We start from the raw sequence: 12,385 nt of genomic DNA, 5'->3' as shown, positions 1-12,385 counted from the left end.
GTGTTAAGCCTGTAGCTAGCGTTCATCCTGAGCCAGGATCAAACTCTCCATTGTAAAATATCTAAATGAATAAAGTACATAATATATATATAATCATGTACCCTAAAATCTGCCTGTCTTAGAACGAATATCCAAAAATATTAGAAGTATAAAAAACTCATATCTATAAAAATATAGATAAATCAACGGTTTGACTCTTTTTATACACCTGGCAATAATGCCAAATGTAACTTGTACTACTTCTCTGTCTATATCTTAAAAACTAATCAAAGAACACTGCTCTGTCTCAAAAAAAAACACCGCCGTTAAGCGGAAAAGCGAGTGCAAAGATAAAAACGCAAAAAGAAATAAACAAAAAAATAAAACAAAAAAATGAACCTGATAAAGATTACAAAATAGAATATTGATATAAATCAAGAAAAAGAAAAACTGAAAAAGAGAAATATTTTATTCTAATACATACCAGTAAGTATACATACGGTTAAACATACAGCTAGGCTAAATACGCAAACACTGCTAACTTAGAAAAAATACTTGATGGATACGATGGAGATTTAAAATAACTTAATAATACAGATTATAAAACCAGACATAATTGAAAATTTTGCTTACATTTGGCAAACAATAATCAATCTCATATCAATTTATTATCTATGAAGAAATTATACTTTCTTTTGGCTATAGCTCTAATGAGCCTTCATGCCAATGCTCAAATTCTTCTAGACGAAGATTTTGAAACTGCGAGTACTAATACCTATTCAACTCCAATTGCTAATGGGAGCGGGTGGACTACAGTGAATAGTTATAATGGTTCTACCATGAAATATAATTGGACGAACTATTATAATGAAAAAGGTACTCTGAGTGGAAAACATGTTGCGTCGTGCGATGGTGCAATGTTTCCAAGCGATGCCGCCGGACACGGTCCTAGAGAAGAGATTCTTATTTCGCCCGAGCTTAATCTAGACAACACCTATCAATTAAGTTTCGATTGGAAAGTGAGCCCGATGGCATTTCAATCGAAAACGCTCTATGATCTGCAGGTAAGAATCGTTGAAAATAACGATATTAAAAACGCTGAAACTATTTTCTCAATTCATAATGAGGAGGATTTACGAGCTAGTGGAGTTTTAGTTTATCCAATTACGAACTGGGACCCGTTCACTAGCCAAATCGATTTGAGTGAATGGCAGGGTAAGCGGATTAAGATTGCATTTGTTTATAAAATGCTCACGACCGAAGCGAACGTAGTTTTCCTGGATAATGTGAAGGTTAAGCAGTATACTCCTCCAACACAACCAATACCGGAAGTGTCACTCAATCGATATGATTTCGGACAAGTTTATGTAGGTGAGAAATTCTATTCGGAAAAGATCAAATTAACCAATAAAGGACTCAATGGACTAAAAATCCTAAGCGTAGATCTGCCACAGGGGGTAGTAATGACCATCGATCCGTCGACGGTGAACCTAAATAAATATGAAAATGTTGAGTTTCAATTATCTTATAAGGCTTCATTAACCAGTCCAAGCACAGGTTCGGCTGTTCTGCACACCAACGGTGGCTATGTAACTATTGCCTTGATTGCCAACAAAACGGTGGTTCCGCAAGGTATGACCGAAGAAACTTTCGAGCAATTCTTCCCTCCGGCTGGATGGACAAACAAGGGTTGGGAATGGAATGGATTCGCACTCGAGGGTGACCACACGGCTTATGCCACGGCGTCGATGACCGACATTTATCTCACATCACCAAGACTGGATCTTTCGCACGGCGGAAAGCTTATATTCGAATACTACAACCAGTTTACAAGTAATGACGGAGGAACATATCAGAACAACGATGTGAGTATAGAACTTTCGACAGATGGCGGAGTAACATGGCAGCAAAAATGGCTGTTCGATTATACTAAGGGCGACCATCGTGAGATGGTAACGGTTGATTTGGGTACTGGAACCAATAATTCGTTTGTGAGATGGAAAAATACAGCTGTGAAATACGATAGCGAAACAGGTGTTGAGGAGTTTTCAAACTTCTATCTAGACCGCGTATTCTTACCGAATGTGTATGGTGCTAACGGTCTTCCCGGTATATCTGGGCTCATTGCGCCTGCCGACAGTTTGAAGGATGTTTACGGCAAGGATATCATCTTAAAATGGAGCCCGGCACAATTTGCAACTGGCTACAAGGTGTATGTTGGCACGACCGAAGCGGCCACCGAGCTAGTGAATGCACAGGATGTGGGTAATGCACTCACCTACACCATTCCGACCACCGATTATGAAACATTCTACTACTGGAAAATCGTTCCATACAACACTATGGGTAATGCACAAAACGTTCCCATTTGGCATTTCACAACGCAGAAAGATGCTTCAACAGGTAACTATCCTTATACGGAGGATTTCTCATCAGCTAGATTCCCCGACGGATGGTCAAGTGAACCGTCGCCAACCTACAATCGTAAATGGACCATCAATGAATTTGGTGGAAATGCAAAGCCATGTCTCTATTCTTCATGGCTCGCAACGGGTGAGCGGTCTTCTGTTACCACACAGGAATTCAAACTGCCCGAGGGTAAGGCTATGGAAATCAGTTTCGACTGGAGCGATGGTCATCCAACGAGCATTCTCAAAGATGAAACGGGCATAGCCAAAAAGAAAAATGTTTCTCCAAACAATGGAATAAGCAAGATAGGGTTCGATATCTATGTTGATGGTCAGTGGAACGAACTGGCCTATATCTCACAAGAAGGTGAAACGAGATATTGGATAAACGAGACGGTGAATCTTGCTGCCTACGCTGGTAAAACCGTGAAGTTCCGCTGGACTCACTATGGTTTCAATTCCAACAAAGACCACGGCGGTGCGATTGACAATATTGTAATAGAAGAAGTGATGGCCGACAAAGCTACGTTCAATAAGCCTGAATGGAATGCCGGAAAGGTGAACTGTAACATGGCTCTCAACTCGGGCGAACAGTTCACGCTCATCAACAAAGGCACCAGTAATCTCAAGATTAAGAGTGCAGCATTCGCCACTCAGAACTTCTCTACGACATTGTTGGCAGGTGACGAGATTCCCAGCGGCAGCGGCAAACAGTTCTCATTACAATTCAATGCTCATGAAAGCAATGCCGAGGTAATTGATGCTCTAGTTGTCGAGTTCGAAAGCGGTCTAAAGGTGAGTCTACCCGTGAAAGGACACGCTCTTGCAAGAGATGCTTTCTATTATTCATTCGAGAAAAATCCACTCGACCGCAATTGGGAAAGCGATTTCACAATGATTGATGCCGACCAGGCCATTTCTTACGCTTTCGGAACATGGTGGATTAAGTTCGAAAAGAGCGGACAGCCATTCGCCTTCGCCGTAGGTTATGACTCGCAGATGAACGGAATTATGAGTCCTGTTTCTGGCGACGCCGCTCTTGTAGCAGCATCTCCTGCCGCCGCAACAGGCGTTTCGCAGGCAAACAACTGGATTATAAGCCGGCAACTCACTGCACAGAACGGAGCCTCGTTCAGCTTCTATGCTCGCAACTGGGAGTCTAACCAAAGCGTTGTTCCCGCTCCGAAGCATCAAGTTACGGTACTGGTTAGCGAAACCAGCAATACCGACATGAGTACGTTCACCGAAGTGTTGCCCAAGCAAGAAATTCCATTCCTCGACGGAAACAACTGGCAACATTACACTGTCGACCTCTCCGCCTATGCCGGTAAGAACATCTATGTTGCCCTACGCCACAGTACCGACCAAACGAGCAACGTAGCCTTCTTCGACGACTTCATGCTTGAGCACTTCATACCGTCGCCCACCGGAATAACAAACGTTGAAACCATTGCCGACGATGCCGAGCTCACCGTCTATACTCCTGCCGGAACCATGATTCGCCGCAGCACCGGAAGAGCAACTCTCAAGTCGCTCCCCAAGGGCATATATATAATAAAGGTGAATCAAGCCGGAAAGACAACGACTTTGCGAATTACACAAAGGTAAAAATGATTGTATTCTGGACTTCCGAAACTCAACGACTGCTACCAGGCCCGGTAGCAGTCGGTTTCGGACCTTTTCAGCATAAAGAATAAGCCAAAATACGATGTATTCCCAGCTCCAATCTCTTTTGCAATTGTAGGAAGATATTCTGCCGAGCATTGAATCACGTGTAAAACATCGGCAGATTGTCTGCCGAGCACTTGCACACAGTGTAAGTCGAAAAAATAATCTCTGCCGAGCATTGCACGCGATGTAAAATGAAAAAATAGTCTCTGCCGAGTACTTACACGCAGTGTAAATCGAAAAAATAGTCTCTGCTGAACACTTGCACGCGGTGTAAGTCGAGAAAATAGTCTCTGCCGAGCATCGCACGCAGTGTAAAATGAAAAAATAGTCTCTGCCGAGTACTTACACGCAGTGTAAATCGAAAAATAGTCTCTGCCGAGCATCGCACGCGGTGTAAAATGAAAAAATAGTCTCTGCCGAGTACTTACATGCAGTGTAAATCGAAAAATAGTCTCTGCCGAGCATCGCAAAAGCAATGAAGAGCGAAATCACAAAAAATTCCACCCGTTTGATTAAACTGAAAACACCTATTGATTATGAATAAAAACATCCTCATCGCAATCCTAATCCCGCTGCTCAATCTGACAGCAAACGCACAGCAACGCGACAAGACACTCACCATAGAAGTGGTGGCCAACACACACGAAAATCTCGAAGGACAAGAAGTAACGCTAACGCAAACCGACTACTCACTGACCTACGAACCCGTTCTGCTCAACAGCGCCGGACAATGCTCGGTGAAAGTCTATCCGGGCAATCATAGCATAAAAATCGAACGCCCGAGATTCAAAACCGTCGAGCATAACATAAACATCGACCACGACAAACAAATAACACTACTGCTCAACGAAGCCGCACAAACCCCGTTCGGACTCACAGCAGCTTTCAACCACAATGTCTACACCGGCATAAACTCCGTCATCCTAGATTGGAACAAAGAAACACCAGCCTTCACAGACGATTTCGAATCCTACACACCCTTCGCAATAACATTCGGCAATTGGACCGGAATCGACGAAGACCACCTTGCCACCATCTCCCTAAAAGGCAACTATCCCAACCGAGGAACAATGCAATACGCACAAATAATGAACCCCATGGCAGTTGAACCATCCTGGTGGAACGACTATCCAGTGCTGCGACCACACAGCGGCAAACAATACGTCGGATTCGTGCGCACTAGCAGCGGAGCAGCCAATAACGACTGGCTCATCTCGCCCACCATCACACCCGGAAAAGGCAACAGCCTCATCTTCCAAGCCAAGGCCGGCGATAAGTATAAAGAGAAATTCATGGTCTACGCAACAACCAAAATCAACAACCCAATGCCAAACGACTTCGTGCGACTCGACAAAGGCAACTACGAAACCGTAGACCACAAAACATGGCAACAATTCAGCTACGACCTAACCGAATACGAAGGACAGCCTATCAAATTCGCAATACGCTACATCAGCGAACACAACAACGGCGGAGCATTCATGCTCATGGTCGACGACATATTCGTAGGACAACCCTTCCGACCCCACCAAAACAATCAGGCAAAACGAATAAACAACCAATCACCCGAAAACCCAAACGAATATTTCGAAATTTATAAAAACGATGCACTCGTGGGAACAACCCAAGCCTACAAATTCGAAGTAGAAAATGTGACACCCGGCAACTACCGATTCGGCGTGAAAGCCAAATATAAAGTTGCAGAGAGCGACACGGCAACGGTCGACATCGCCATACCGGCCGAAAACTATGCACAACTAAAACTCAAAGTAACAGCCGACAGTAAACTCACGGCCGACAATCAGACAATAACCGTCGCCAGCAACGCAACCGGCCAGCAATACCCCGTCACCGTTGTCGGCGGAGAGGCCGAAATGAAATCGCTCCCGAAAGAGAAATACTTCGTCAGCACCGAAGAAGGCGCATTCAATGCCGTTAGCCAACTCATCGATGTTCAGAAAGACACCACCATCAGCATAACCCTCACCGACCGCATTCTGGAACCCTACAACATCACGACCGACGTCATGGAAGGAGGCAAAACGACAGTGAAATGGAACCAGATTCTACTTTTCAAAGACAGCTTTGAAGAGTATGCCGACTTTTCAACCGGAACGTTCGGCAACTGGATAACCCTTGACCTCGACAAGAAAGCAACGTATCCCATATCACTCAGCGGCTCGATAATAAACTTCCCGGGCGCATCGACACCCACCAATCCAGCAGCCGTGGCCCCAATGGTGTTCAATCCGAACAGTACCACCCCGGCAATGTATCCAACCGACCCGGCAGTTAAAGCACCGACAGGCGACAAAACAGTTATATTCTTCTCGCCCCAGAGATACCAAGCCAACAAGTGGCTCATCTCGCCCGAGCTAACTATCAGACAAGGCTACGACCTCAAAGTAACAGCCAAATCGTATAACGACGCTTATCCCGAAAGTATCGAATTCTGCCTTTCCACAGGCAGTACCGACCCAGCCGACTTCACCGTCATTGGCCAAGCCGAGAATATGCCCGGCACGCAGTGGATGCAATACTCCATACCGCTCGCTTCATATGTGGGCGAGAAAGTCCGATTGGCCGTGCACTATGTATCAGTCGACAAGTTCTTCGCACAGATTGACGACTTCACCGTGGGCCCAGCCAACGGCGAAACCGAAATAGTTGACTATGGCAACGTAGACCACTACGACATATACCTCGACGGCGTAAAGATTGGCGAGCCCACCCGGCCCATGTTCACAATCGAGCACCTATCTGAAGGCAATCACACCATAGGCCTGCAGTCGGTTTACAAGAGCGGGCGCTCGCCCATGGTCAATCACCAGATTGTAGTAACATCTATTGAATCTCCAACCATCAAATCTTCTACGGTCGAGGAGATTTACAACCTCTCAGGTGTTAAACTCAACAAAAGCATCGACGCCTTACCACATGGAATATATATCGTTAAACAAGGTAGCACAATACACAAAATTCGTAAGTGATGAAAAAGATAATAATCCTCCTACTTGTACTCGGTATACCCTTAGGATATGCCAGCGCACAACAATCGGCAAAAGTACTTGCAGCCTCCGAACGTGCATTGAGCTACACAGATGGCGACAGCATAACCATCTCCGACATTTGCATCGGCAAGGCCTACACATATGCAATCGGCGCATGGGCAACGCCACAGATGCTACGCTCATATGCCGGTTGTAAAATCGTTGGCATCCGCTTTGCCGTGGGCTCATCCATAGGTAAAAGCAGAGTGTTTCTTTGTCGAATCCAAAACAAAGACGTAACCGACACAATAGTTTCACGACCAGTAAGACGAACCTCCAGCGGATGGAATGAAGTACGATTCAATAACTCGCAAGAGTACGTCATCAGCGAAAATGATTCACTCTTCTTTGGCTACAACTACACCGAAACACAACAGATGGTTCAAGACGGCAAAGGTGCCATTGCCGTATATAAACCAAAAACTGACAATCATCTCGCCTCGCTGATTTATGTAAACTTCGGTATGGGCAAGCAGCCCACCTTCGTTTCATTCTCCGAGAAAGGCAATGCATGCGTACAATTAATTGTCGACATCAGTAATAAACCACATAAAGACCTCGACATGGAGTCTATTCTCATAGGCAACAAATACAAGCAACTGGGCGAAAACATCGATGCATTTCTCACCTATCGCAACGTAGGACGCGACAGTGTTTTCAGTTGCAAAATAGGCTGCCAGATAGACAACCGTTCACCCATCTTCTTCAATGAAACGAAGATGTTGAAAGAGAACGCTCTCGAGAGCATGAACCATATGATCGATTTGCCATCCGATCTTCCCGTCGGTCGGCACATCATAAAGTTTTTCGTGAGCACGATAGATGGTCAGCAACCAGTTAGCACCATTTGCGACACCATCTACGCCCCGTTCATTTCCTACGCCACGGCTCTGCCCAGACAGCAACATTACGTAGAACAATACACCGACCAGGGCAACCCTATGGCTCCACCCGTAAACCAGCAAATGAACATTGCCGGAAACGACAATAACATCTGTTTAGTCAACATTCATCGTCCCGGCACCTCACTCTCCCTACCCCAGTCCAATTATCTGCACGGACTCTATGCCTACACATTACCTTGTTTTACAATCGACAGATTCAGCTTTTTCGGCGAGAAGCATATTGCGTTCGATGCAAACGACTATATTTTCATTATGCCCGATATTCTCTCACAGTCGGTGCGCCAACTTGCCAATGAAGCCAATCTCAACCCGGCTTTTGCCACGATAAACTTCATCCCAGCCTATGATACAGCCTCTCGAAAACTCACTCTCACTGTCGAGGGCGATGTTTCTAGCGATGCACTTCCCATTTTCAACCGATTAGCCCTCACCGTTCTCATTGCTGAAAACGAAGTCGAGGCCGACCAGATGGTGTTCAATTCCGATCGGACATCTTCGTTTGTGAAAGCCGACTATCATCACGACAATGTTATACGCGCTTATCTTTCAGCCCCGATGGGCGACGAGTTGCAGGTTTCAGCAGGTCGATACTCTGTTAGTTACACCTCCGTTATCCCTGCCGAATGGAATGTCAACAACCTGAAAGCGGTAGCCTTAATAACCAAGTTCACTACCGAAGCAAATGCTGGCAATCTGCCCGAGCTTGACGTGACTAACGCAAACAGTATCTTCCTAAAAGGCATAGTTCCCGATGGAATCAAGAGAACGGAAGCCAATTCACCTGATACCGCGGCCGAATATTTCACGCTCGACGGTCGAAGAATCCCTATATCAAACCTGAAACAGGGAGTCTATATAATAAGAAAAGGTGGGCAATGCAAAAAAATCATCATTCAACCCCGATGAATGAATACATCAAACATTACTTAACAACATAAACATCAAATCTTATGAAGAATCGAACGAAACTATTCGTGCTCCCGATAATGATACTCTGGAGTACCATCACGGCAAATGCCGATGTGTATAAACTCGACTTCAATACCGTCATCTCCACTACCAACCACGATTTCAAGGTGGCCGACGGATGGGGACACATCGTAGATGGATATATTGATTATGAAGACGGTGAAATCTACTATGTGAAATATTCGTACTCTGCAACCGATGGTATCGACGGTTCGGGTGCGCTTAAAGTAGGTGATCAAACAGCTGTGGGGTCAGGTAGTTCATGGGAAACCGGACCAACAACCGACCTGCTAGTAACACCGAAAATAACTGGCAAAGCTAGCATCTATGTGAAACAAACCTCATCCTCCGGTACAGTTAAATTCTATACCGTGACCCGCGAGGGCGACAAATACAAACGTGGAGCGCAGATTAGCATAATCCTGCCCACCCTATCGTGCACAGACTATGTGAAGGTTGAACTACCAGCTCAGACAGGAGCCTATGTGGGAATATATGGCTCCAATGTCATCTTCGACAACTTCGAAGCTGAAAGTATTGAGAGTTTGCAGGTTAAGGCACTCACAATTCAAAGCGCTGTATGCCTAAATAAAAGCACAACCGACTGTCGACCCGACGGGAAATTCCCCATTGCCTTCACCGTAAAAATCAAGAACAGCGGTAATGTAGATCTGCATCCGGGCGACGAAGGATTCTCAATCTCTGTACTCAACCATTCGCTTGCCGACACAGTGGTATTCACCGTCCCCATTGGTGAAACCTTGCAGGCCGAACAAACGGTAACAGTAGATGTTTCGGGTGAGGTTCCCTATGCCGATTTTTCAAAACGAGGACGATACGATGTGAAAGAAAATATATCAGGCAGTACCAAGTTCGGCGCATGGATAGATCCTGTACCCTATGCACCAAAGATGAGCCTACGCGATAAAGATGGAATCGAAGCCGGAGGTAAGACCTTCGCTTTCGGAATGATTAACCAACCGAAAAACCTACCTCTCATAATCCGTAACTCCGGAGCCGCACCACTGAAAGTTACGGGCATCTCGTTGCCTGAACATTTCAGCTCTTCACTCGAAGCCCCATTCACGATGGCAGCTCATTTAGACACTACGCTAGTCATAACACTGAAAACCGATATTCCTGGTATCTTCGGAGGTCAGATAACCATCAACGGAGAAGACGTTCAGCCAGTCTCAGCCACTCTGTCGGGAACAGTAATAGACCCTACTAAGTTCTTTGTAACCTTCGAAGATAAGAAACTGCCCACTGGCTCCATCGCCGAAACAAACTGGACAGTTGAACAACACGACTATGCCAGCTCAACAAATGCTTACTTTCTATCGAATTCTGTTGCCAACGAGGAAACCAAGTTCATCACTCCGCTACTCAAGGTAGCACAGGATGAAAAGTTCTCGGTAGATGTAGCCAAGGTGCGCTATTCGAGTAACGAATCATTTTTAAACATTTATTATTCTCCCGACCGCAAGACATGGACTCTAGCACGGGCCGTTGACAACTCGGAGCTCAGCTCAAAGAGAGCCTCTGTTGCGCCCTATTACAACTCGGAACTGTGCACATTCATCATCGACAACATTCCTGCCGGACAATACTACATCGGCTTCGGTGCAGGCTATTCTGCTATCGACAATATCTACGGCTTCGAACCCGTACCAGTAAAGCACGACTGGATGCTCGTAGGTGCCAAACTCCCCACATCGGGTAGCGTTAATCACGCCTACACAGCAACGGCAACCTTACGAAACATCAATGCACGGGCCGAAGAGACAGACTCGTATAAAGCAACACTCTATGTCGACGGCAAGACGGTCGCCAAAGCTCCAGCTGTGGAATTAGCAGCCGGTACAACAACCGAATTCAGATTCTTCTATACGCCCACAACAGTCGGTTCCCATCGCATATGTATCGAGTTCAGCAACGAAGGCGACGGATATTTTCTACGCACTGACACGGTAGAGATGACCATATCGCCTGAAACAGGGTCGCAAACAATCACCGTGGGCGAGACCGAAGGCACAATAAACTCCTCACCGCTTAGCTTGAACTACAAGCAGAGTGAAACCGAATCCATCTATACCGCCGAGCAATTGGGACTCACGGCAGGCGATAAAATAACCTCTATGGTTTGGCGAGGATATAAAACCACTGACAATCTCACCACACACCTTGAAGTGCTCATTGGCAACACAGCCGAAACATCCGTGCCGGTTGACCTAACAACCGTTACCGAAATAAATCGCGAAGGAATGACGAAAGTCTACGATGCCGATTATACTTTCCTTAAGAAAGGTTCTGATACTGACCTCACCGACTTACTCGCCATAAAACTCACCGAGCCATTCGAATACACCGGTGGAAGTTTGCGGATCATCGTTAAATCTAGCGCCACTCAATACAGACAGGCCAATTTCGAAAAGAGTACCGTGCTTACTGGCCAATGCTACGGTAGACAGCACGACACCAATCTAGACGGCGCCTCTTTCGTTGCCAAGCCTCTACCCGTAATTGTCTTAGGTAAATTGCTGAAGCCCGCGCAGATTAGCGGAACCATTACTTCCAAAGGTAAACCGGTTCCCAACGCGATGCTAACTCTTATGAGTGGTGATGTGAAATATTCTTCCAAGACGAATGCTACAGGACGATACAGTGTTGACATAGTGCAAACTGCGCTCTCTTACTCACTCTCCACCTCTGCTGACGGTTATGCCGACTATTCTTCCGCAAACCTCTTGTTCAAAAAAGATTCCGTACTCAACATCGAACTTTCCGAAACATCCATCACTGTGAGCATCAACTCTACAGGCTGGACTGCATTCAGTTCGACCCGCGCCATTGACTTCTCTACAATATCCACCCTAAAGGCCTATATCGTAACGAAAGCCGATGACGCCACAGCTACCCTAAAACGCGTAGAGATAGTTCCTGCCTATACCGCAGTATTGCTCCGCGGAGCAGAAGGCAGCTATGAATTGCAGCCTATTTCGGAAGCCATTGCCCCAGCTGTGAATATACTTCAGAACACAGTTGACGCCCCATTCACGGTGGGCGATGCAGAGTTCGGTAAAGCCTATGCTCTCGGCACAGACAATGGCATTACATGCTTTGTCCGATGCGCTAAAGACAGCACCATTCTTCGTCGTTCCGGGTATCTGCTTTTCAATATCGCCCCAACAACTAACCTATTCACTCTGGATTATATGACCGATGCCACAGAGCACCCTATCTCACATTATGAGGGAATATCTCTCGACCCACGCAAACCGATGTACAACCTCTCCGGTCAGCGTGTCGGCCCAACTTATCGTGGCATAGTCATCCAACACGGCAAAAAGTTCATTAACAAGTAACATTTCACTAACCTTTTCCACCTCCCGTCTATTAAAGG

4 protein-coding genes are annotated in these 12,385 nt (G+C 45.9%); all 4 read left to right on the top strand.

Annotated elements, in window-relative coordinates; all coding sequences use genetic code 11:
• Positions 1-653 precede the first annotated feature (653 nt).
• The 4 genes from HMPREF9140_RS09910 to HMPREF9140_RS09890 all read left to right on the top strand — a co-directional run bounded on the left by HMPREF9140_RS09910 (position 654) and on the right by HMPREF9140_RS09890 (position 12,347).
• Positions 654-3,995, top strand: a complete 3,342-nt coding sequence (locus tag HMPREF9140_RS09910; RefSeq protein ID WP_006953779.1) for a T9SS-dependent choice-of-anchor J family protein — start codon at positions 654-656, stop codon at positions 3,993-3,995.
• A 599-nt stretch (positions 3,996-4,594) separates the two neighbouring features.
• The gene (locus HMPREF9140_RS09900) at positions 4,595-7,048 is read left to right on the top strand and encodes a choice-of-anchor J domain-containing protein (RefSeq protein WP_006953778.1); all 2,454 of its coding nucleotides are present in this window, start codon (positions 4,595-4,597) and stop codon (positions 7,046-7,048) included.
• A complete protein-coding gene (locus tag HMPREF9140_RS09895; RefSeq protein WP_006953777.1) occupies positions 7,048-8,919 on the top strand; it encodes an Omp28-related outer membrane protein in 1,872 nt (623 codons plus the stop codon). The genes HMPREF9140_RS09900 and HMPREF9140_RS09895 overlap by 1 nt, the downstream gene beginning before the upstream one ends.
• Before the next feature lie 44 nt (positions 8,920-8,963).
• Positions 8,964-12,347, top strand: a complete 3,384-nt coding sequence (locus tag HMPREF9140_RS09890) for a carboxypeptidase regulatory-like domain-containing protein (RefSeq protein WP_006953776.1) — start codon at positions 8,964-8,966, stop codon at positions 12,345-12,347.
• Positions 12,348-12,385: the final 38 nt, after the last annotated feature.

Source organism: Prevotella micans F0438, from assembly GCF_000243035.1.
Taxonomy (GTDB): domain Bacteria; phylum Bacteroidota; class Bacteroidia; order Bacteroidales; family Bacteroidaceae; genus Prevotella; species Prevotella micans.
The sequence above is the reverse complement of the archived record's forward strand: the minus strand, read 5'-3'. Positions and strand labels throughout refer to the sequence as shown.